Source organism: Arthrobacter sp. Y3221159 (assembly GCF_059089885.1).
Window position 1 is genome coordinate 139,226 of record NZ_JBNHFC010000005.1, and the last position, 21,853, is coordinate 161,078.

The window sequence follows — 21,853 nt, forward strand, 5'->3', positions numbered from 1 at the left end:
GCACCAGCCTAGTGGGTGCAGCCGGAGGATGAGCGGGCGGCGGGCCCGAATTGCGGCCAGCAAAAAGCGCCACCGCCCGGCCTGTCGGTAACGGGCCGGGCGGTGGCGCTCATGCAGGAATCAGGCCTTCGGGCTGGCCGCGGATTCCACCTTCAGCTTTCCGTCGATGATGTCCTTCTCGATCTGCTCCAGCTCGGACTTCAGGTCCGCAGGAACCTGGGAGTCAAGATCGTGGAAGGGTGCCAGCTGGACGCCTTCGTTGGCGAGGGTACCGACGTAGGGCTCGTTGCTGAACTTGCCTTCCTTGTCATCCTTAACCACGGCTTCCACGGCCTCACCCATGGTCTTCATGACCGAGGACAGCATGATGTCCTTGTAGTCAGGGGCGGTGAGGTAGCCGTCGGAGTCGACCCAGATCAGCTTGACGTCCTTGCCGGCAGCCTTGGCTTCCTTGAGGGCGGAACCGGCACCCTTGCCCACCGGGCCGGCAACGGGCATCACGATGTCTGCGCCCTGGTCCAGGAAGTTCTGGGTGAGCTGCTTGCCAACGTCCTGCTTTTCGAAGTCGCCGGTGAAGCTGCCGTCCTGGGCTTCCTTGTTCCAGCCAAGGAGCTTGACGTCCTTGCCCTTCTGCTCGTTGTAGTACTTCACGCCGTCCGCGTAGCCGTCCATGAAGATGGTCACGGTGGGAAGCTTGATGCCGCCGAACGTTGCCACGGTTCCGGTCTTGGTGGTGCCGGCGGCAAGGTAGCCGGCCAGGAACGCGGCCTGCGCGGTGTCGTAGATGATCGGCTTGACGTTGCTGATCGGCGGGTCGTAGCTGTAGTCGACGATGGCGAAGTGGCTGTCCGGGTTGGCCTCGGCCTGCTTCTTTGTCGCGTCGCCGAGCAGGAAGCCGATGGTCAGCGTGAGGTCACAGCCTGCTGTCACCATGGCCCGCAGGTTCGGCTCGAAGTCGTTGTTGGTCTTGGACTCCACCTGGTTGACCTTGATTCCAAGGTCCGTCTCGGCCTTCTTCAGCCCCTCGTAGGAGGACTGGTTGAAGGACTGGTCGTCGAACCCGCCCGAGTCGGAGACGATGCAGCCCGTGTAGTCGCTGGCGCCGGCAGTGGAGCCGCCGCCGGCTTCGGGAGGCGCACCGCAACCGGCCAGCACGAGCGCTGTGGCGCCCACCGTGGCCAGGCCGGCAACGGAACCGCGCTTGAGGTGTGCACGCAGTGATGACATCAAGATTCCTCCAGGATGAAGAGAGTGGCGCTACGGCTCGAATTCAATGAGTGTCCGTTTCTGCACTGAAATTCTGTTTTCACTGAGGGCTCGCAGCACTGCGCCGGAGCGCACTGATGGCACCCACTTTAGTGGCCTGCGCCACGTCCAATAGCACGGCAAGGCAACTTCCTTGAGATTGTTTACAAGTTGTTACCAACCAGTACGGGGTGCCGCGTCCGCGCGGCACCCCCTACTGGGCAGGGCAGGCGGAGGTGCTAGAGCCTGACCAGCATCTTGCCCGTGTTGGCACCGTCCAGCAGGTCCATGAATGCCTGCGGAGCGTTTTCCAGCCCGTCCACGATGGTCTCGTCGTACCGGACGGTGCCGTCGGCCAGCCAGCCTGCCATTTTCTCGGCGAACTCTGCGGAGTGCTGCCGCTGGCCGCCCACCAGGAAGCCGCGGAGGGTGAGCTGCTTCCCGATGGCCAGCGCCAGGTTATGCGGGGCCGGCGTGGGCTGGGTGGAGTTGTACTGGGCTATGGCGCCGCACATGGCCACCCGTCCCCCAACGTCCAGCACGGACAGGGCAGCTTCAAGGTGCTCTCCGCCCACATTGTCGAAGTAGACGTCGATGCCCCGGCTGCCGGCCGCCTCTTCAAGCAGGTCCCGCACCGGACCGTCGTGGTAGTCGAAGGCGGCATCGAAGCCAAGCTCCAGGAGCCTGGCTACCTTGGCCGGGGAACCCGCAGAACCGATGACACGGGAGGCACCCATGGCCTTGGCGATCTGGCCCACCAGCGAGCCGACGGCTCCTGCCGCACCCGAGACAAACACGGCGTCGCCCGGTTTGAACTCGGCGACCTTGAGCAGTCCCGCGTAGGCGGTCAGGCCGGTCATGCCGAGGGCGCCCAGGAAGGCCGACGCCGGCGCCAAGTCGGTGCGGGCCGGCTTCGCGGCTTCCCCGTCAAGGACGGCGTATTCCCGCCAGCCGAGCGAATGTACGACGACGTCGCCCTCCTGGAGCGCCGTGGAACGGGACGCAATCACCTCGCCCACCGCACCGCCGTCGAGTGCTTCGTCGAGGGCAAAGGGCGGCGAGTAGGACTTGACGTCGTTCATGCGGCCGCGCATGTAGGGATCAACAGAGATGAAGAGGTTCCGCACCATGACCTGCCCGTCGCCCAGCGCGGGCAGCGGCGATTCTGCGAGCCGGAAGTTTGCTGCTGCGGGACGGCCCACCGGGCGGGAGGCGAGGCGGATTTCCCGGGTGGCGGCAGGAAGGGTGGCGGCAGGAAGGGTGGCGGCGCTCATCCCGCGTACTCCAGGACTTTGATGTCCACGCTGATATTGCCGCGGGTGGCATTGGAGTAGGGGCAGATCTCATGTGCCCTGGCAACCAGGGCCTCGGCTGTATCCCGGTCCAGGGCAGGCAGCGCAACCTCCAGTTCGGCGGCCAGGCCGAAGGCCTCCCCGCCGTCAAGCCGGCCAAGGTGCACCTTGGCAGCCACTGCGGAATCCGTCAGGTCGGCGCGTTCCTGGCGTGCCACCAGGCGGAGGGCCGAGTGGAAGCACGCGGCATACCCGGCGGCAAAGAGCTGCTCGGGATTGGTCCCGTCGCCGGTGCCGCCGAGTTCAACCGGACTGGCGAGGGAAACGTCCAGCCTGCCGTCACGGGTACGGGCGGTGCCGTCGCGGCCGTCGCCGGAGGCAAGGGCAACTGCAGTGTAAAGGGGCTTCATGGATATATCCGTTCTGTCGGGATCAATACTCATGGGGTGGTTCCGGGAAGGCGGTCAAAGCGCAGCGTGGAGGGCGGCGGTGAGCTTGCCCAGGGTTTCGCGCAGTTGCTCGAGCTCTATGGCCGTGAGCCCTGCGGCGTCGGCGAGCCGCTGGGGAATGGCGGAGGCCTTTCCGCTCAGGCGCCTCCCCGCGGGCGTGAGGTGGATGGCCACCCGGCGCTCATCCTCGCCGGACCGGCGCCGCTCAACAAGGCCGAGGGCCTCAAGCCGCTTGAGCAGCGGCGACAAGGTGCCGGAGTCAAGGCCGAGCTCATCGCCCAGTTCCTTCACGCCCCGCGGCTCGTTCTCCCAGAGAACCAGCATGGCCAGGTACTGCGGGTAGGTCAGGCCCAGGTCTTCCAGGACGGGCCGATATACGGCGGTTGCTGCGCGGGAAGCGGAGTAGAGCGCAAAACAGACCTGGCGGTCCAGGCGGGGAGCTTCACTCATGGCAACAACAGTAGAGGACAACTAAGTTGTGCACAACTTACCAAGGTCCGAGGCGCTGGTAAGGCATGAAAAAGCCCGACGCCGGCACTTCAGCACGTGCCGGCGTCGGGCTTTCCCGAAAGCGTTTAGAAGTCGCGGATGGTGCGCAGGGCGGCCGCAGTGAGGACCCGGATGCCCAGGCCCAGGGCCTGCTCGTCCACGATGTAGTCGCCGCGGTGCAGGTCATATTCCTCGCCGCCGGGGGTCTTGGTGCCCAGGCGCATCATGGCGCCGGGGAGCTCGGCAAGGAACCAGGCAAAGTCCTCCCCGCCCATGGACTGGGGCGTCAGCACCACGGCGCTCTCGCCGATTTCCGCGCGCGCGGCTGCCTCAATGATCGCCGTTTCGTGTTCGGAGTTCACCACCGGGGGCACACCCCGGGTGTGTTCAAGCCGGACGTCCACACCGTAGGGCGCCGCCACCTGGTGGACCACCTCGTCCAGCAGCTCGCCGGCCTCGTGCCAGGCCTCGCGGTCCAGGCAGCGCATGGTTCCCGCCATGTAGCCGGTGCCGGGAATCGCATTCGGCGCGGATCCGGCGGAAATCTGGCCCCAGACGACGGACACTCCACTGCGGACATCCACCCTGCGGGACAGGACGGCGGGAACGTTGACCGCGATCTGGGCCAGGGCGAACACCAGCTCTTCCGTCAGGTGCGGCCGGGAGGTGTGCCCGCCCCGGCCGGAAAGCTCGATCCGGATGGTGTCCGATGCCGAGGTGATGGCCCCGATGCGCGTTCCGATCTTGCCCACTTCGATGCGCGGGTCGCAGTGCAGCGCCATGATCCGGGGCACGCCCTCCAGGACGCCCTGCTCAATGCAGGCGTGGGCACCGCCCGGCATGGTCTCCTCGGCGGGCTGGAAGATGATCCGGACGGTCCCGCCCAGGGGGGTCTCCTGGTGCATGCGGTGCAGTACCAGGGCAATGCCCAGCATGGTGGCGGTGTGTACGTCGTGGCCGCACGCGTGGGTGACGCCGTGGTTCTTGGACGCGAACGGCAGGCCCGTTTCCTCGATGATGGGCAGGGCGTCGATGTCGCCGCGCAGGGCGGTGGCAATGGGACCGTCGCCGACGTCCACCGTGAGCCCGGTGCCCTCGAGGCGGCGGGGTTTCAGGCCGGCCTCCTCGAGGCGCTCGGCCAGTTTGTCCGTGGTCCGGTACTCCTTGAAGGAGAGTTCGGGGTGCGCGTGCAGGTCCCGGCGGAATTCAATCAGTTCCGGCAGGAGCGGTTCGAGCCAGGGCGACACCAGGGCGGTGGGCTCGGCTTCAGTAGTGTAATTGCGCACTTCATCACTCTAGCGAGGATGGACGCGATACAGGCCATCACGGTTACCGCGTTACATCCCGGGCAACCGTGACGGCAAGAACTGCAGGCAAACTTTGGGTTAAAGGACGTCCGTGTCGCCGCTGGCCTTGAGGGCGTCAACGGCTGCCTTGACCCGCTGCGAGTTGGCCATGGTGGTGACCAGCAGGGCATCGGGGGTGTCCACGATGACCACGTCCTCGATGCCGATCAGGGCGATCACGCGCTTGGTGTCGGTAACCACCACGCCGCTGGAGTTCTCGGTGAAGACGCGCGCGCCTTCGCCGAGGACAGTGACGTCATCCACTTCCTTGGCGGAGTTGAGCCTGCCCACGGAGGCGAAGTCACCGACGTCGTCCCAGCGGAAGGTTCCGGGCACGACGGCGACGTCCCCGGCTTCCGCGGCGGGCTCCGCGACGGCATAGTCGATGGCGATTTTCGGCAGGGTGGGCCAGATGCGCGACGTGACCTCGTCCCGGTTAGGGGTGTCCCAGGCACGCGCGATCTCCTGCAGGCCCTGGAACAGTTCCGGCTGGTTGGCTTCGAGGTGCTTGAGCAGCAGCGCAACCGGCGCAACGAACATGCCGGCGTTCCACACGTAGTTGCCGCTGTCCACGTACTGCTGCGCCACCGCCTCGTCCGGCTTTTCCACGAACTCCACCACGTCCTGCGCGCTGGGTGCGCCCTCGATGTGGAGGTCCTGGCCGGAAAGGATGTACCCAAAACCGGTGGAGGGGTGCGTCGGCTTGATGCCGATGGTCACGATCTTGCCCGCGGCGGCGGTGTGGATGGCCTCGCGGACGGCCGCCTGGAAGAGATCGTCCGGGCTGATCACATGGTCGGCGGCGAAGGAACCCATGATGGTTCCGGGATCGCGCTCGTGCAGGATGGCCGCGGCTAGCCCGATGGCTGCCGCCGAGTCCTTGGGCTCGGACTCGAGCACCAGATCCGAGTCCGTGACCTCGGGAAGCTGGCGGCACACTGCCTCGCGGTGCGCCTTGCCAGTGACAACCAGCATCCGGCTTCCGGCCAGCGGGTGCAGCCGGTCGTAGGTGGCGCGCAGCAGCGTACTGCCCGAACCCGTGAGGTCGTGGAGGAACTTGGGAGCTGCGGCTCGTGACAGAGGCCAGAGGCGGGTCCCCACTCCGCCGGCCGGGATCACCGCGATGAAGCGGTCAAGGGGTGATGCCGGGCTTGTCACTTTGTCTGTACTCATCACCGCCTACTTTAGCTGACGAGCCGTTGGAGCCTCCCGCGCGAACCGGAGCGCTGACACAGTGTGGCCATGAACCGGGCGGGCGGTGTGGCGTTTGTCTCATAATTTTCAGAAATCCGCGCCACTACAGGGCACCAAGGCGTTCCTAAATTGAATAAGCTGTTAGCTGAGCCTAGATTTAGGCCTGAGCTACGAGTGCTCTCGCAGCAGGCGTTCCCCCCGCGTGGATCTCATGCCAGCGCCGCTGTGTTGCAGGGAGGTTTATCAGTGCCGACAAAACCAGCTGGCACCTTGTACCGCGGCCGTGAAGGCATGTGGTCCTGGGTAGGACACCGTATTACCGGTGTAGTGATCTTTTTCTTCTTGTTGGTCCACGTTTTGGACACCTCCTTGGTGCGTGTGTCTCCCGAGGCTTACACCGCCGTGATCGGTGCATACAAGAACCCCTTGATGGCCCTTGGCGAAACCGGCCTTGTCGCCGCCATCGTGTTCCACGCTTTCAACGGCCTGCGGATCATCGCAGTCGACTTCTGGAAGAAGGGTGCCAAGTACCAGCGGCAGATGCTGTGGGCAGTCCTGGGCCTGTGGGTCGTGACCATGGTCGCCTTCTCCATCCGCCACCTGTCCCTCGCCCTCGGAGGCCACTAAGCCATGTCTGCAACCATCGAGAGCCCCCGCAGCGGGCGGATCGCCCCCCAGTACCGGCGCAACGGCGGCACCCGCGGCAACTTCGAAATGATCGCCTGGCTGTTCATGCGCCTCTCCGGCGTGGTGCTGGTAGTCCTCATCTTCGGACACCTCTTCGTGAACCTCATGGTGGGCGAAGGCATCCACGCCATCGACTTCGGCTTCGTGGCCGGCAAGTGGGCGGATCCCTTCTGGCAGTTCTGGGACCTGGCCATGCTGTGGCTGGCCATGCTGCACGGCACCAACGGCGTGCGCACCATCATCAATGACTACGCAGAGAAGGACACCACCCGCCGCTGGCTGAAGACTGTCCTGTACTCCGCCACCGTGGTCATCATCGTCCTGGGCACCCTGGTGATCTTCACCTTCGATCCGTGCCCCGTCGTGGACGGCGTTCCCCTGCCGGGCGGATTCTGCCCTGCCTAGCACCGGCACCACCCCGGGCCCGCGGGCTTTCCCGCGGGCCTTGTTTTGCGGAGCAGGCAACGCCGCCCCGTTGTTCCATAGCGAATTTTGAGAGAAAGAGCATCTGGTATGCAGGTCCATAAGTACGACGTCGTCATCGTCGGTGCCGGTGGCGCTGGCATGCGCGCCGCGATCGAATCAGGTCAGCGTGCCCGCACAGCAGTACTGACCAAGCTCTACCCCACCCGCTCGCACACCGGTGCGGCCCAGGGTGGCATGTGTGCAGCCCTTGCCAATGTCGAGGAAGACAACTGGGAATGGCACACGTTCGACACCGTTAAGGGTGGCGACTACCTGGTTGACCAGGATGCCGCGGAGGTCATGGCCAAGGAAGCCATCGACGCCGTGCTTGACCTGGAAAAGATGGGTTTGCCGTTCAACCGCACGCCCGAAGGCCGCATCGACCAGCGCCGCTTCGGCGGCCACACCCGCGACCACGGCAAGGCGCCCGTCCGCCGCGCCTGCTACGCCGCGGACCGCACCGGCCACATGATCCTGCAGACGCTGTACCAAAACTGCGTCAAGCACAACGTCGAGTTCTACAACGAGTACTACGTCCTGGACCTCCTGACGGTTGAAGAGGACGCGGTCCGCGAGGACGGCACCCCCTACAAGCAGAAGCGCGTGGCGGGCGTGGTCTCCTACGACCTCGCCTCCGGTGAACTGCACGTCTTCCAGGCAAAATCCGTGGTGTTCGCTTCCGGCGGCGCCGGCAAGGTCTTCAAGACCACCTCGAACGCCCACACCCTCACCGGTGACGGCATGGGCATCGCCTTCCGCCGGGGCATTCCGCTGGAGGACATGGAGTTCTTCCAGTTCCACCCGACCGGCCTGGCCGGCCTGGGCATCCTCCTCTCCGAGGCTGCCCGCGGTGAAGGTGCCATCCTGCGTAACTCCGAGGGTGAGCGCTTCATGGAGCGCTACGCCCCCACCATTAAAGACCTGGCACCCCGTGACATCGTGGCCCGGTCCATGGCCAACGAAGTCCGTGAAGGCCGCGGCTGCGGCCCGAACAAGGACTACGTGCTGCTGGACCTGACCCACCTGGAGCCGGCCCACATCGACGCCAAGCTTCCGGACATCACCGAGTTCGCCCGCACCTACCTTGGCGTCGAGCCCTACACCGAGCCTGTTCCGGTGTTCCCCACGGCGCACTACGCCATGGGCGGCATTCCGACGAACATCGAAACCGAAGTTCTCCAGGACAACGACACCGTTGTCCCCGGCCTGTTCGCCGCCGGCGAGGTGGCCTGTGTGTCCGTGCACGGTTCCAACCGCCTGGGCACAAACTCGCTGCTGGACATCAACGTGTTCGGCAAGCGCGCGGGCATCGCCGCTGCCGAGTACGCCAAGACCGCCAGCTTTGTGGAACTGCCGGAGAACCCGGTGGCATACACCACCGAGCTGTTGGACATTGCCCGCAACGGCGTTGGCAACGAAAAGGTGGCGCAGATCCGCAAGGAACTGCAGGACACCATGGACGCCAACATGCAGGTGTTCCGTACCGCTGAAACGCTGAACCAGGTGCTGCAGGATATCGCCTCCTTCGAGGAGCGGTACAAGCGCATCAACGTCCAGGACAAGGGCAAGCGCTTCAACCTGGACCTGCTCGAAGCCGTTGAGCTCGGCTTCCTGCTGGAACTGGCCAAGGTAATGACCGTGGCCGCGCTGCACCGCGAGGAATCCCGCGGCGGACACTTCCGCGAGGACTTCCCGGAACGTAACGACGAGAAATTCATGAAGCACTCCATGGCGTACAAGGACGACCACGCTCCGGCTGACGGATCGGCAGAAGCAATTGCCGGCATCCGCCTCGCCACCAAGCCGGTTGTCTTTACCCGCTACGAGCCGATGGTGAGGAAGTACTAAGATGTCCGCTGAAATCGCTGAGCCAGCCTCAAAGATTGAACTGCCTGCCGGCGTCGGCGGTGGCGGCGAGATCCCGACGTTCGATGTGCACATGCGCGTCCGCCGGTACAACCCGGAAGTCTCCGAAGAAGCGACCTGGGATGATTTCCACCTCACCATGTACGGCACGGACCGCGTCCTGGACGCCCTGCACAAGGTCAAATGGGAGATGGACGGCAGCCTGTCCTTCCGCCGCTCCTGCGCCCACGGCGTGTGCGGATCCGATGCCATGCGCATTAACGGACGCAACCGCCTGGCCTGCAAGACCCTGCTGAAGGACCTGGACACGTCCAAGCCCATCACGGTGGAACCCATCAAGGGCCTGCCGGTGGAGAAGGACCTCATCGTGGACATGGAGCCGTTCTTCCAGTCCTACCGCGAGGTCATGCCGTTCCTTATCAACAAGGGCCACGAGCCCACCCGGGAACGCCTGCAGTCCGCCGAGGACCGAGAGCGTTTCGATGACACCACCAAGTGCATCCTGTGCGCCGCGTGCACGTCCTCCTGCCCCGTGTTCTGGACCGACGGCCAGTACTTCGGCCCGGCGGCCATCGTGAACGCACACCGCTTCATTTTCGATTCCCGCGATGATGCCGGTGACATGCGCCTGGAAATCCTGAACGACAAGGAAGGCGTGTGGCGCTGCCGCACCACCTTCAACTGCTCCGAGGCATGCCCCCGCGGCATCCAGGTGACGCAGGCGATCGCCGAGGTCAAGCAGGCAATTCTTTCCCGCAAGATCTGACCAGGGATCAAGCGGACGACGGCGTCGCTCACTTGTACGGAAAACGTACGGTGAGCGGCGCCGTCGTCGTATCAACGACAGAAAGGGGACGCGGTGTCCCGCTCCGAAAAAGTCTCGTTCGCCGGCTCCACGGGGGAAATCCTCTCCGGCATCATCGATGTGCCGGAAGGCCCGGTGAAGGGCTGGGGCGTCTTCTCGCATGGCTTCACCCTGGGCAAGGATGCACCGTCGGCTTCCCGCATGTGCAAAGCCCTGGCGGACAGCGGCGTAGGCATGCTGCGCTTCGACAACCTGGGCCTTGGCGGTTCCGGCGGGGAGTGGGCCGCGGGTTCGTTCAGCCATAAGGTGGCGGACACGGTCAAGGCTGCCGAGTTCATGCGGAATGAAGGAAAGGCGATTTCCCTGCTGGTGGGGCACTCTTTCGGCGGCGCCGCAGTGCTGGCCGCCGCCAGGGAGATTCCGGAGCTCGACGCCGTCGCAACAGTCGGCGCCCCCTTCTCACCCAAGCACGTTGCGCATGTCTTTGACGCTGCACTGGACAAGATCCTGAGTGAGGGCAGCGCCGAGGTGGACCTTGGCGGCAAGCGGGTGGAGATCCGCAAGCACTTCGTGGAGGACCTGGAGAGGGCTGACCTCACAGACTGCATCCGGCAGCTGCACAAGCCACTGATGGTGCTCCACTCCCCCACGGACAACACCGTGGGAATCGAGAATGCCAGCACCATCTTCCAGACGGCCCGCCACCCGCGCAATTTTGTGTCCCTGGAGGGCAGCGACCATCTGTTGACGGGCAAGGGCCAGGCGGCACGGGCCGCACGGATTATCGCTGCGTGGGCCGACCAGTACCTCGACGCCGGGCAGTAGCGGCTTTGCCGTCCTCGGAGTAGAGCGGGGCCTTCCCGGGCTGGACCGGTACTTTACCCGGCTGCACCTGGCGTGCACCCCACATGCCCTTGTCGTGACCTGAGGGGCCGTGCCGAAGGTCTGCTTCCCGGATGGCAGCCCAACCTGCAGAGATCAGGTACACCTGGCTCACCAGGTTGAACCAGATCAGGAGGCCGATGATGATGGCGAACGGCGCAAGGATGGGGTTGCGGCTGGCGCCTGCCAGCAGTTCGGTGCTGAAGATCTGAAGCACGCCGGTGCCCAGCGCCGCCAGGACGGTGCCTTCCAGCAGTGCCCTGCGGGACAGTTTGAGGCTCGCAGCGACCTTATACATGATGAACGCCGTTGCCCAGCCCAGGACCAGGGGAACAGCAATCTTGACGGAGGTGGTCAACGGCCCCGCCAGCGCGTCATCGAGCCGCAGGAAGTCCGAGACCCACCCCGCAGCGGCTCCGAACACCAGGGAAGCCCCCGCGCTGATCACCAGCGCAACACCCAGCAGCAGCAGCGTTCCGGCATCCCGCAGCTTCAGGAGGATGGGGTTGACCGTCAGCGGCGCCAGCTGCAGGACGCCGCGCAGCCCCTCCCGGATACCGGAAATCCAGCGCAGCGAGGTGACCACCGTGACCAACGAGCCGATCACAGCTGTCCAGCCCAGCCCATCCGGGTTCAGCAGGTCCTGCGGATCCACCAGCCCGGGGCCGCCGTTGAGCTTCAAGAGCCCGGGCGCACTCGATGCCACACTGCTGATCACCGTCTCCAGGAGGGCCGGCTGTCCCCGCAGGACCAGGCCGGCAATGGAGAAGCCGGTGGTGAGGAGGCCGGTGATGGAGAAAAACATGTTGAAGCCGATGCCGGCGCTCATCAGCGGGCCGCGCTGAAGGGTGTAGTGCCGGAGCGCGCGCATCGGCCGAAATACGTTGAGCCGGGCCAGGATCCACTGGAACATGGCCATCAGTGCGGCCAGGGGGCCTCCGCCGGACCTGCGTGCCCTTCCCCAGTCAATCCGTTTCTGGATGACGGCAAGCTTCAGCTGGGCACGTTCAGTGGGAAGAGGCTGCTGCTCCGCCTGCTTTGGCTGCGGCTTCCGCGGCGGCTTCCGCGAATCTGGTGCCGGCGTGGTTGTCAGTTTCGCTCCCAAAGTCCAGCTCTTCCCGTAGCTGCCAAATGCCGTCTGCATCGTGCTCGTAAAGACCCATGCTAACCACGGGGAAGGTGGCCCTGTAGTTCTTCAGCGCCGTTTCCGCCTCATCAAGGCTTTCCGGGGCGACGTCGTGGGCTATGGTGACGTGCGGATGGTAGGCAAAGGGAAGTTCCCGCTGGAGCGGGCCCTGCTGGAGTTTCCCGTGCAGCTCAACACAGTCCTCGAACCCTTCCTCCACGTTGATGAAGACCACCGGTGAAACGGGTCGGAAAGTCCCCGTGCCGGCGATCGTCACCATGAACGGGCTCTGCCGGCGCGCCACCTCGCGCACGTGCTCACACGTGGCGTCCCAGTCATGCGTGGGCGTGGTGGTCACCAGGGTGATGTGGGCAGGCACAACATCCGCCAGCGGGTCGCCGAAGGACGCCCGCCAGCGCTGCAGCTCCTCCGCAATGTCAGGAGGGAACCCCAGGATGACGCCTACGCTGGATGCCATGGCGCTAGCGGACTCCCGCAAGGCTCAGGGAGGGCAGGAAGCCCATGCGCTCATACACCTGGCCAAGGGTGACCGAGGCAATCTCACGGGCACGTTCAGCACCGAGGGCCAGCAGCCGGTCCAGCTCTGCCGGGTCGGACATCAGCTCATTGGTGCGGTCCCGCAGGGGGGTGACGAACTCGACCACCACTTCGGCGAGGTCAACCTTCAGATGGCCGTACATCTTGCCCTGGTACTCCGCCTCCAGCTCCGCGATGGACTTGCCGGTCAGCGAGGAGTAAATGGTCAGCAGGTTGGAAACACCGGGCTTCTCCTCGCGGTCGAACCTGATCTCGGTGCCCGCGTCCGTCACTGCGGATTTAATGCGCTTGGCCGCGATCTTGGGGTCGTCAAGCAGCTGGATGGCCCCGTTGGGCGACTCGCCGGTCTTGGACATCTTGGCGCTCGGGTTTTGGAGGTCGTAAATCTTCGCGGTTTCCTTGACGATCGTCGCCTCCGGAACGGTGAACGTTGTCCCGAACCGTGTGTTGAAGCGCTGGGCCAGGTTGCGGGTCAGTTCCAGGTGCTGGCGCTGGTCCTCCCCTACCGGTACCAAGTCCGTCTGGTAGAGCAGGATGTCCGCTGCCATCAGGGTGGGGTACGCGAAAAGCCCGAGCGTGGCGGCGTCCGCACCGGACTTCTGGGTCTTGTCCTTGAACTGCGTCATCCGGGAGGCCTCACCAAAGCCCGTGATGCAGTTCAACGCCCATGCCAGCTGCGCATGCTCGGGCACGTGGGACTGGACGAAGAAGATGCTCTTGTCCGGATCGATGCCGGCGGCGATGTACTGTGCGGCCACGATCCGGGTGCGCCTGGCCAGGTCCGTGGGATCGAAGTCGACGGTGATGGCGTGCAGGTCGGGAATGAAAAAGACGGCGTCGTACTCCGCCTGCATGTCCACCCAGTTGCGGACGGCACCGATGTAGTTGCCGAGGTGCAGCGAGTCCGCAGTGGGCTTGGCACCGGAGAGGATGCGCTTCTTTGCGGCCGGGGAGGTCTGGCTAGTCATGGGAAGGAAACTTTCGGGGCTTGGAGCTGCGGGCTTAGAGCTGGTAGTCAACTACCAGGGGTGCATGGTCGGAGAAGCGGGTGTCGTAGGAGGCAGCGCGGTCCACGACGGCGGAGATCGCCGAGGCTGCCAGCGCGGGTGTCGCCATGTGGTAGTCGATGCGCCAGCCTGCGTCATTGTCAAAGGCCTTGCCGCGCCAGGACCACCAGGTGTAGGGCCCGTCCATCTCACCGGACATGGTGCGGTGGACGTCGTACCAGCCGATGTCTTCACCGAAGAACCGGTCGAAGTAGGCGCGTTCCTCCGGGAGGAAGCCCGCCTTCTTCAGGTTGCCCTTCCAGTTCCGGATGTCCAACGGCGTGTGGGCCACGTTCAGGTCCCCCACCACCAGGGCGTGGTCGCTGTGCTTGGTCAGTTCCGGCAGGCGGGTGCTCATGGCGTCGAGGAAGCGGTACTTGTCATCCTGCTTGGGCGTGCCCGCCTCGCCGGAGTGCACGTAGGCGCTGGCGACAGTCAGTTGCACGCGCTCACCGGCAGCGTCGGTCAGCCGGAAATCGGCTTCCACCCAGCGCCCCGCGGTAGCGAAGTAGTCGTCACCGATGCCGTTCCGGGTGGCCAGGGGCTCTTCCCGCGAGGCGATGGCCACCCCTGCGCGGCCCTTGGCTTCCGCCTCAGCGTGCAGGATGTGCCAGCCATCACCCAGCAGCTGGCGCACTACCGCGTCCGGGGCCCGGACCTCCTGGAGGCAAAGGATATCCACCTCGCGCGGTTCCAGCCAGGCCGCCATGCCGTTCTTGTAGGCGGCCCGAAGGCCATTGACGTTGACCGATGCGATGCGAAGGTGGTCCTTCTTCAATGCCGAGCTCACCCGCTCCACTCTAGTCGATGATGGTGCCGGTGACCGGTTCTCCGCTGCCGCCCGAAGACTTGATCATGTCGCGGGCGTTGGTGGCTGTGATCTCGATGGTTTCCAGGGCACGGTTAATGGTGTCCTGGTTGGCCGCGGCTCCCTTGGCGCGCTCATCCTCCACCACGCGGACCTGCACCTGCACGATCTTGAACGAGTGGTCCAGCTTAAGGTCGCGGACCTCGTCCGCCTCGCTGCGTTCGGACACCACGCGCGTCCCGCCATGGTTGACCGCGGACGACGACGGGCCGCGGCCGGCTGCCGTAGTGAAGGCGTTCTGGGCTTCAGTCAGCTTGGCTCCGGCCTTCTTGGCAGCCTTCTGGATGCTGAACACCACGAAGCAGGCCAGCAGGAGCCAGAAGAAGGCGATCACGGCAACAACCCAGCCCACGACGTCGTTCTGGTTGGCCGCGAAGATGACGGCCACAACGAACGCCGTCACCAGGACCATCAGCCCGGGACCGCTGATGCGGAACAAGGAGAAACCGCCCCTGGCGGGTTTGGCGGATGACTTGGAGCTGCCCAGAGATTGCATGAACCTATTCTCTCAAACCCCGGGGTGTGCTCCCGCCCGCTTCCACCTCCGGCGAACAGCGCCTCCCTCCCCCAACCCATTAGCGCCAACTGTCGTTACGGGGCGCCAAAACGACAGTTGGCGCGGCTTGGTTGGGCCCGGGGACTACTTGAGGAACAAGGCCCGCAGGCGCAGCGTGGTCAGCAGCATGCCGACGGCGGTCATCGCCAGGTAGTAGCCAATGTGCAGGGGTGTTGCGGCAGTGAAGGTCCCCACGCTGATCTGGCGGAGCAGTTCCACCCCGTGCCAAAGCGGCATGGCCTGGATGAACCACTGGATGGGCTGCGGGTAGACGCTGAGCGGATAGAACGTGGCGCTGAATAGGAACATGGGGAGCAGGATGAAGTTGATCCAGTCCATCTGCTGGAAGGTCTTCAGGAAGCTGGTGATGCCCATCCCCATGCTGGCGAAGCCAAACGCGATGAGCACCGAGGCCGGGACCATCAGGAGCGCCCAGGGCGAGGTGATCAGCCCCATCACCCCCATGACGGCGGTGAACCCGGTGGCGTAGAGCATCCCCCTCAGCAGCGCCAGGAAGATCTCGCCCAGGGCAACATCCAGCGGTCCCAGCGAGGTGTACAGCATGCCCTGGTACAGCTTGGCAAAGTGCATCTTGAAGAAGACGTTCCACGTGGAGTCGTACACCGCCCCGTTCATGGCCGAGACGGCGAGCAGGGCCGGTGCGATGTAGGCCGCGTAGCTGATCTCGCCGCCGCCCGGGCCCTCCACCGTCCCCACGATGGCTCCCAGCCCCACACCCATGGACACCAGGAACAGGACCGGTTCGAAGAACCCGGACAGCATCACCAGCCAGTTGCTGCTCCGGGTGGCCATCAGCCCGCGCGAGATGACCGCCCTGGCGTTGCCCGAATAGAGCCTGCCGAAAGGCCTGTTGAGGGCTTCCTCAGTGGCGCTTCGTCCCCCTGCCGGAGGTGCTGTCCGGCTCATTGGCCCATCCTTGCCGCGAACCGGCGCCGGGTCAGGACCCAGCCCACCACGGCGAGGCCCGCCAGGACCCCCACGTGAACCAGTGTCAGCAGCGGCGGTTCCTGGTAGCCGTAGCTGGCCACGCGCCCCAGTTCGGTGCCGTGCCAGATGGGTGAGATCCAGCCGATCCAGCGGACCGCCAGCGGGAGCGTGTCCAGCGGAAAGAAGGTGCCGGAGAACAGGAACAGCGGCATCACGATCAGCCGCATCACCAGGGCGAACTGGCCCTTGTCCTCGGTGATGGACGCGGAATAGGCCATCAGCGGCAGCCCGAAGGCCAGCCCGGCGAGTGTTGCCACCAGGATGCCTGCCCACGCGCCGCCGGACGGGGCGGCGCCAAACAGCGCGACGGCGGCGAAGTAGACAGCGGACTGCAGGAGCAGGCGGAGCGTCACGGCCATGATGTGGCCCGCCGCGATCTGGGCCGGCGTCAACGGGGACGCATGGGGGCCAAAGTAGGTCCGGCGCCATTTGAAGCCGGCCATCACCGGGAAGGTGAACTCGTTGGCGGCCGTCATCACCGCGGCGGACACCAGCAGCGCCGGCGCGATGAAGGTCAGGTAGCTGACTCCGCCGAAAGCGTCGGCACCCTGCCCGTCCACCAGCGTGGCAAGTCCTACCCCCATGGCAAAGAGGTAGGCGACCGGCTGGCCCACGCTGTACATCAGGATGGACCAGCCGTAGTTCTTCATGACCCGGAGCACTTGCTCTGCGAAATAGAAGGCACCCCAGCGGCGGGCCTTGGCGGCGGCGACTTCAGGGCCGTGCGCCCGCAGCGCGGAAGGGCCTGGCAGCCCCTGCTCAGTCAACGAGGCTCCTGCCTGTAAGCCGAAGGAAGACGTCCTCGAGTGATGACCTCCGGACCAGCGAGGTCAGCGGCCGCAGGCCGCGGGCCGCCACCTGCTCAAGCGCGCCCTCGCCGTCGTCCGCATAAATCAGCACCCGGTCCGGCAGCACTTCCAGCCGTTCCCCGATGCCGTCCAGCTCCGCGCCGATGGTGGCGTTCCGTTCCGATCCGAACCGCAGTTCCACTACCTCGCGGGTGGAATGCTCCCGGATGAGCCTGGCCGGGGAACCCTCGGCCATGATGCGTCCCTTGTCCACCACGATGAGCCGGTCGCACAGCTGCTCCGCCTCGTCCATGTAGTGCGTGGTGAGGATCAGCGTGACGCCCTGCTCCTTGAGCCGGAACAGCCGGTCCCACAGGACGTGCCGGGCCTGCGGGTCCAGGCCTGTGGTGGGTTCGTCGAGCAGCAGGATGCGTGGTTCGTTGATGAGCGAGCGGGCGATGGTGAGGCGCCGTTTCATGCCGCCGGAGAGGGCGTCCACCTTGGACTTCGCCTTGTCCGTCAGCTGGGCGAACTCCAGCAGTTCGTCGGCTTTGGGGCGCAGGTAGCTCAGCGGCAGGCCGAAGTAGCGCCCGTACACGATGAGGTTGTCCCGGACGCGCAGTTCCTCGTCCAGGTTGTCCTGCTGCGGCACCACGCCCAGGTGCGCCCGCACTTCCGGCCCCGAGGAATCCGGGTCCAGGCCCATGATGCTGAGGCTGCCGGAGGTGCGCCCGGTGACCCCGCCGATCATCTTCATGGTGGTGGACTTGCCCGCACCGTTGGGACCCAGCAGGCCAAAGGACTCGCCCGCCGGGACCGTGAACGATATGCCGTCCACCGCCACCACGTCGCCGTACGTCTTGGTCAGGTTTTCGGCCGCGATGACTGTGCCGCGCGGCGGCGGGCTGCCGGCCCGTGCGCCCGCGGGCAGGATGGCTTCGTTGTGCACCCTCCGCAGACTAGTGGAGGGCCAGGGGATGTGGAAGGGGACTTGCAGTTCCGGCGTGCCGGAGGGGATTAACGGACGACGGCGGCGCGGCGCCTTTCGTGCGAAAGGTGCCGCGCCGCCGTCGCGCGCATTGGAAGGGAACTAGGCTGTGATGCCTGCCTGGCGTTCCGCGGCTTCCACCACGTTGGTCATCAGGAGCGCCACGGTCATGGGCCCAACGCCGCCGGGGTTCGGCGAAATCCAGCCCGCCACCTCCGCGGCGGCGGGGTCAATGTCGCCGTGGACCTTGCTCTTGCCCGTTTCGGGATCGGTTTCCCGGGTGACGCCGACGTCCAGCAGGGCCGCGCCAGGCTTGACGTCGGACGCTTTGACGATGTGCTTCACGCCTGCGGCGCCCACGATCACGTCGGCCTGCCGCAGCAGCCCGGACAGGTTCGTGGTGCCGGTGTGCGTCAGGGTGACTGTGGCGTTGACATTCCGGCGCGTGAGCAGCAGCCCAATGGACCGGCCGATCGTGACGCCCCGGCCAACCACCACCACGTGCTTGCCCGCAAGGCTGTAGCCGTTCCGCTCCAACAGCTCGATGACGCCCCGGGGGGTGCAGGGCAGCGGCGAGGTGATCTCGCTGTTGACGTTCAGCACCAGCCGGCCAAGGTTGGTGGGGTGCAGGCCGTCGGCGTCCTTGGCGGGGTCGATGCGCTCCAGGATGGCGTCGGTGTCCAAATGCTTGGGCAGGGGCAGCTGCACGATGTACCCGTGGCAGGCGGGATCCGCATTGAGTTCATCAATGAGGGCCTCCACCTGCGCCTGGGTTGCATCTGCCGGAAGCTCGCGCTGGATCGAATTCATCCCGATCTGCACAGACTGCTTGTGCTTCATGGAGACGTACAGCTGCGAAGCCGGGTCCGCGCCCACCAGCACAGTGGCGATGCCGGGAACGACGCCTTTGGCCTTGAGTGCGGCCACGCGTTCGGTCAGCTCGGCCTTGATGGCAGCGGCGGTAGCCTTGCCGTCGAGGATCTGTGCAGTTGTGGTTTCAGGCATGGGTCACCACTGCTCGTGCTGCGGGTAGAGCGGGAAGTCCGCGGCCAGCTTGTCGACGCGTGTCTGCAGGGCCTCGACGTCGGCGCTGCTGCCGGCCTTCAGGGCGGTGGCGATGATCTCGGCAACCTCGGTGAATTCGGCTGCGCCGAATCCACGGGTGGCCAGGGCCGGGGTGCCGATCCGGAGGCCGGAGGTGACCATCGGCGGGCGGGGATCGAACGGCACGGCGTTGCGGTTGACGGTGATGCCCACCGAGTGCAGGAGGTCCTCGGCCTGCTGGCCGTCCAGCTGGGAGTTGCGCAGGTCCACCAGGACCAGGTGCACATCGGTGCCGCCGGTCAGGACGGAGACGCCAGCCTCGGCGACATCCGCCTGGTTCAGGCGGTCGGCGATGATCCGGGCGCCTTCAAGGACACGCTCCTGGCGCTCCTTGAATTCCTGCGTGCCGGCGATCTTGAAGGCCACGGCCTTGGCGGCGATGACGTGCATCAGCGGTCCGCCCTGCTGGCCCGGGAACACGTTGGAGTTCAGCTTCTTGGCCCACTGTTCCTTGGCCAGGATCACGCCGGAGCGCGGACCGGCCAGCGTCTTGTGCACGGTGGAGGTGACGACGTCGGAGTGCGGGACCGGGCTCGGGTGCAGGCCGGCGGCAACCAGGCCGGCGAAGTGTGCCATGTCCGTCCAGAGCAGTGCGCCCACTTCATCGGCGATGGAGCGGAAGGCTGCGAAGTCAAGGTGGCGGGGGTAGGCGGACCAGCCGGCGATGATGACCTGCGGCTTTTCCTTGATGGCCTGTTCGCGGAGCTTGTCCATGTCGACGCGGAAGGTGTCTTCCTCCACCTGGTAGGCCGCTACTTCGTAGAGCTTGCCGGAGAAGTTCAGCTTCATGCCGTGGGTCAGGTGGCCGCCGTGGGCCAGGGACAGGCCCAGGATCTTGTCGCCGGGGGTGATCATGGCGGAGAGGGCTGCCGCGTTGGCCTGCGCACCGGAGTGGGGCTGGACGTTGGCGTATTCGGCGCCGAACAGGGCCTTGACCCGGTCGATAGCCAGCTGCTCTGCGACGTCAACGTACTCGCAGCCGCCGTAGTAGCGGCGGCCCGGGTAGCCTTCGGCGTACTTGTTGGTGAGGACGGAGCCCTGGGCTTCCATCACGGCGCGGGGCGCGAAGTTTTCGGAGGCAATCATCTCCAGGGTGCCGCGCTGGCGGCCAAGCTCCTGGTCCAGGACTGCGGCGATTTCGGGGTCCAGCTCGGCCAGCGGCTGGTTGCTGACGGCTGTGGTTGAGGTGGCTGTGGTAGTCACGGAGAACTCCTGGCTAGGGATTGGGCACTGCTTAGGTCAGGCTACCGGCTGGCGCGTCTTCGCACCGCGTTGATGAACGGGCGTGAAAGCGCGGGGCATGGCGCTGCAGCACTGGACGAAGTGCAGCCCCACTTCCGGCAAGACATGACCCTCGGCCCAGGCGTACGATCCGTGGTCTTCGTGATTGCCGCTCCCTGGTGGTTAGCCACCCAACGCCAGTTGCGACCCTTCCAGCCTACCAAAACCGGTGCCCGCCGCGCGGGTAGGCTTGTACGCGTGAGTGAACAGCAGCTGAACCAAGCGTATGTAGTAACCCTGTCCTGCCCCGACCGGCCCGGAATCGTCCACGCCGTGGCAGGTGCCCTGCTGGTGGCAGGCTGCAACATTCTGGACTCACAGCAGTACGGCAGCCCCGCCACCGGGAACTTCTTTATGCGCGTGGAAGTGACGACGGCGGCATCCGCAGCGGAGCTGCGTGCGGCGCTTGAGCCGGTGGCTGAGGCCTTCGGCATGCAGTGGGGCCTGCACGCCGTGGGCCAGAAGGTGCGGACCCTGGTGATGGCCAGCACGTCCGCCCACTGCCTGAACGACCTTCTGTTCCAGCAGCGTTCCGGCACCCTGCCGGTGGAGATTCCGGCCATCGTCTCCAACCACCAGGACCTGGCCGGGCTGGCCGATTTCTACGGGATCCCGTTCCACTACATCCCCGTGACCAAGGACACCAAGGCCCAGGCCGAGGACAAGCTGCGGGCCCTGATCGCCGAGCACGACGTCGCGCTGACGGTCCTGGCCCGTTATATGCAGATCCTGTCCGATGAGCTGTGCACCGAACTGACGGGCAAGGCCATCAACATCCACCACTCGTTCCTGCCCTCGTTCAAGGGTGCCAAGCCGTACCACCAGGCCCACGCCCGCGGCGTGAAGCTGATCGGCGCCACCGCCCACTACGTCACGGCCGCACTGGACGAGGGGCCCATCATCGAGCAGGAAGTCATCCGCGTGGACCACGCCCGTACCCCCGAGCAGTTTGTGCAGATGGGCCGCGATGTCGAGGGCCGCACCCTGGTCCAGGCGGTGCAGTGGCACGCTGAACACCGGGTGCTTCTGGACGGCAACCGGACGGTGGTTTTCAACTAGCTCCGGAACCAGCCGCCCGGCCCTAGGCTGAAGCCATGGCTGACGCACCGAAGCACGCGGACCACGAGGCCGACCTGGCACTGTTCTATGACCGGCAGGCCAGGGTCCGCAACACCCGGGCTGCCACACCCAACCGTGTCGAATGCCGGGAGTGGTTCATCCGGCTGCTGAAGGACGAACACCGGGACTCCGTCTTCGAACTCGGATGCGGCACGGGCGTCGAGGGCCTTGAGTTTGTCCGTGCCGGCCTGCACTACTGCGGCGTGGACCTGTCCGGCGAAAGCGTCCGCCTTGCAGCCGCCAAAGGTTTGAACGCCAGTGTGGCCAGCGGACGAAGCCTGCCGTTCCCGGATGGCTCCTTCGCTGCCGGCTGGACCATGAGCACCCTGCTGCACGTGCCCAACAGCCTTATCCACGAGGTCGCCAGCGAGCTGGTGCGGGTCTGCGCGCCTGGCTCGCCCATCGCCGTCGGACTCTGGTCCGGGGACGATGAAGAAGTCCTGAACCCGGAAGACGACGAGGAGCCGCGCAGGTTCTTCAGCCGCCGGAGCGACGCTTCCGTCCGCCGGATCTTCGGCGAACACGGCGAGGTGGAACACTTCCGTACCTGGCCGGAGGGAACCGGGGACGACTCAGGGCCGGGACGGGGCGCCTGGACGCAGCACTACCAGTTCCTGGTCCTCCGCACCCCAAGCTCCCCCAACTAGGCGCGGACGACAGAGTCATACTTGGGGCACACAAGCCAGCCCGC

General features: G+C 65.6%; 23 protein-coding genes and 1 riboswitch. Of the genes, 7 read left to right on the forward strand and 16 right to left on the reverse strand.

The annotated features are described in order from the left end of the window. Nucleotides 1–120: 120 nt before the first annotated feature. The 6 genes from AC5RT3_RS07155 to AC5RT3_RS07180 all read right to left on the reverse strand — a co-directional run bounded on the left by AC5RT3_RS07155 (nucleotide 121) and on the right by AC5RT3_RS07180 (nucleotide 5,994). Nucleotides 121–1,227, reverse strand: coding sequence for a BMP family lipoprotein (locus AC5RT3_RS07155; protein WP_494051389.1), 1,107 nt, complete (start codon nucleotides 1,225–1,227; stop codon nucleotides 121–123). Between the two features lie 257 nt (nucleotides 1,228–1,484). Next, nucleotides 1,485–2,519 carry an NADP-dependent oxidoreductase gene (locus tag AC5RT3_RS07160; RefSeq protein WP_494123850.1) on the reverse strand — a complete coding sequence of 345 codons (1,035 nt, stop codon included), beginning with the start codon at nucleotides 2,517–2,519 and terminating at the stop codon, nucleotides 1,485–1,487. Next, nucleotides 2,516–2,947, reverse strand: a complete 432-nt coding sequence (locus tag AC5RT3_RS07165) for an organic hydroperoxide resistance protein (protein WP_494123851.1) — start codon at nucleotides 2,945–2,947, stop codon at nucleotides 2,516–2,518. The genes AC5RT3_RS07160 and AC5RT3_RS07165 overlap by 4 nt, the downstream gene beginning before the upstream one ends. 54 nt (nucleotides 2,948–3,001) lie before the next feature. Continuing rightward, complete coding sequence (locus AC5RT3_RS07170; protein WP_494123852.1) at nucleotides 3,002–3,436, reverse strand: MarR family winged helix-turn-helix transcriptional regulator; 435 nt, start codon at nucleotides 3,434–3,436, stop codon at nucleotides 3,002–3,004. Between the two features lie 125 nt (nucleotides 3,437–3,561). Beyond that, nucleotides 3,562–4,761 (reverse strand): amidohydrolase, encoded by a 1,200-nt coding sequence (locus AC5RT3_RS07175; RefSeq protein WP_494010660.1) that lies wholly within the window; start codon nucleotides 4,759–4,761, stop codon nucleotides 3,562–3,564. A 99-nt stretch (nucleotides 4,762–4,860) separates the two neighbouring features. After that, on the reverse strand, nucleotides 4,861–5,994 hold the full coding sequence (locus AC5RT3_RS07180) for a mannose-1-phosphate guanylyltransferase (RefSeq protein ID WP_494123853.1): 1,134 nt from the start codon (nucleotides 5,992–5,994) through the stop codon (nucleotides 4,861–4,863). A 267-nt stretch (nucleotides 5,995–6,261) separates the two neighbouring features. Between AC5RT3_RS07180 and sdhC the strand changes: the two genes are divergently transcribed. The 5 genes from sdhC to AC5RT3_RS07205 all read left to right on the forward strand — a co-directional run bounded on the left by sdhC (nucleotide 6,262) and on the right by AC5RT3_RS07205 (nucleotide 10,663). Then, nucleotides 6,262–6,642 carry a succinate dehydrogenase, cytochrome b556 subunit gene (gene sdhC / locus AC5RT3_RS07185; protein ID WP_015936418.1) on the forward strand — a complete coding sequence of 127 codons (381 nt, stop codon included), beginning with the start codon at nucleotides 6,262–6,264 and terminating at the stop codon, nucleotides 6,640–6,642. A gap of 3 nt (nucleotides 6,643–6,645) precedes the next feature. Further along, a complete protein-coding gene (locus AC5RT3_RS07190) occupies nucleotides 6,646–7,107 on the forward strand; it encodes a succinate dehydrogenase hydrophobic membrane anchor subunit (RefSeq protein ID WP_494010662.1) in 462 nt (153 codons plus the stop codon). Between the two features lie 108 nt (nucleotides 7,108–7,215). Beyond that, on the forward strand, nucleotides 7,216–9,015 hold the full coding sequence (gene sdhA, locus AC5RT3_RS07195) for a succinate dehydrogenase flavoprotein subunit (protein WP_494123854.1): 1,800 nt from the start codon (nucleotides 7,216–7,218) through the stop codon (nucleotides 9,013–9,015). Nucleotide 9,016: 1 nt separating this feature from the next. Continuing rightward, a complete protein-coding gene (locus AC5RT3_RS07200) occupies nucleotides 9,017–9,799 on the forward strand; it encodes a succinate dehydrogenase iron-sulfur subunit (RefSeq protein ID WP_494051383.1) in 783 nt (260 codons plus the stop codon). 93 nt (nucleotides 9,800–9,892) lie between these two features. Then, nucleotides 9,893–10,663, forward strand: a complete 771-nt coding sequence (locus tag AC5RT3_RS07205) for an alpha/beta hydrolase family protein (RefSeq protein ID WP_494010665.1) — start codon at nucleotides 9,893–9,895, stop codon at nucleotides 10,661–10,663. On the opposite strand, the gene AC5RT3_RS07210 is transcribed toward AC5RT3_RS07205, so the two are convergent. From AC5RT3_RS07210 to glyA, 10 genes are all read right to left on the reverse strand, one after another. Then, nucleotides 10,620–11,633 (reverse strand): YihY/virulence factor BrkB family protein, encoded by a 1,014-nt coding sequence (locus tag AC5RT3_RS07210; protein ID WP_494123855.1) that lies wholly within the window; start codon nucleotides 11,631–11,633, stop codon nucleotides 10,620–10,622. The two genes, AC5RT3_RS07205 and AC5RT3_RS07210, sit on opposite strands and share 44 nt — an antisense overlap. A 94-nt stretch (nucleotides 11,634–11,727) precedes the next feature. Beyond that, entirely contained in the window at nucleotides 11,728–12,324 is a 597-nt protein-coding gene (locus AC5RT3_RS07215; RefSeq protein ID WP_494123856.1) for a 2'-5' RNA ligase family protein, read from the reverse strand. 4 nt (nucleotides 12,325–12,328) lie between these two features. Further along, nucleotides 12,329–13,372: a tryptophan--tRNA ligase gene (trpS, locus tag AC5RT3_RS07220; protein WP_494123857.1), complete on the reverse strand. Its 1,044-nt coding sequence runs from the start codon at nucleotides 13,370–13,372 to the stop codon at nucleotides 12,329–12,331. A gap of 34 nt (nucleotides 13,373–13,406) precedes the next feature. Beyond that, nucleotides 13,407–14,240 carry an exodeoxyribonuclease III gene (locus tag AC5RT3_RS07225; protein WP_494123858.1) on the reverse strand — a complete coding sequence of 278 codons (834 nt, stop codon included), beginning with the start codon at nucleotides 14,238–14,240 and terminating at the stop codon, nucleotides 13,407–13,409. Between the two features lie 10 nt (nucleotides 14,241–14,250). Next, a complete protein-coding gene (locus AC5RT3_RS07230; protein ID WP_494123859.1) occupies nucleotides 14,251–14,814 on the reverse strand; it encodes a hypothetical protein in 564 nt (187 codons plus the stop codon). A 144-nt stretch (nucleotides 14,815–14,958) separates the two neighbouring features. Continuing rightward, nucleotides 14,959–15,801 carry an ABC transporter permease gene (locus AC5RT3_RS07235; protein WP_494051378.1) on the reverse strand — a complete coding sequence of 281 codons (843 nt, stop codon included), beginning with the start codon at nucleotides 15,799–15,801 and terminating at the stop codon, nucleotides 14,959–14,961. Further along, nucleotides 15,798–16,649 carry an ABC transporter permease gene (locus AC5RT3_RS07240; protein ID WP_494123860.1) on the reverse strand — a complete coding sequence of 284 codons (852 nt, stop codon included), beginning with the start codon at nucleotides 16,647–16,649 and terminating at the stop codon, nucleotides 15,798–15,800. Before AC5RT3_RS07240 ends, AC5RT3_RS07235 begins: the two co-directional genes overlap by 4 nt. After that, nucleotides 16,642–17,619: an ABC transporter ATP-binding protein gene (locus AC5RT3_RS07245; protein ID WP_494010673.1), complete on the reverse strand. Its 978-nt coding sequence runs from the start codon at nucleotides 17,617–17,619 to the stop codon at nucleotides 16,642–16,644. The genes AC5RT3_RS07240 and AC5RT3_RS07245 overlap by 8 nt, the downstream gene beginning before the upstream one ends. A gap of 141 nt (nucleotides 17,620–17,760) precedes the next feature. After that, nucleotides 17,761–18,663, reverse strand: coding sequence for a bifunctional methylenetetrahydrofolate dehydrogenase/methenyltetrahydrofolate cyclohydrolase (locus AC5RT3_RS07250; protein WP_494123861.1), 903 nt, complete (start codon nucleotides 18,661–18,663; stop codon nucleotides 17,761–17,763). Nucleotides 18,664–18,666: 3 nt separating this feature from the next. Then, entirely contained in the window at nucleotides 18,667–19,965 is a 1,299-nt protein-coding gene (gene glyA, locus AC5RT3_RS07255; RefSeq protein WP_494123862.1) for a serine hydroxymethyltransferase, read from the reverse strand. Between the two features lie 147 nt (nucleotides 19,966–20,112). After that, nucleotides 20,113–20,198: riboswitch (ZMP/ZTP riboswitch) on the reverse strand. Between the two features lie 43 nt (nucleotides 20,199–20,241). Between glyA and purU the strand changes: the two genes are divergently transcribed. Then, nucleotides 20,242–21,102: a formyltetrahydrofolate deformylase gene (purU, locus tag AC5RT3_RS07260; RefSeq protein WP_494123863.1), complete on the forward strand. Its 861-nt coding sequence runs from the start codon at nucleotides 20,242–20,244 to the stop codon at nucleotides 21,100–21,102. A 35-nt stretch (nucleotides 21,103–21,137) separates the two neighbouring features. Then, nucleotides 21,138–21,809: a class I SAM-dependent methyltransferase gene (locus tag AC5RT3_RS07265; protein WP_494123864.1), complete on the forward strand. Its 672-nt coding sequence runs from the start codon at nucleotides 21,138–21,140 to the stop codon at nucleotides 21,807–21,809. Nucleotides 21,810–21,853: the final 44 nt, after the last annotated feature.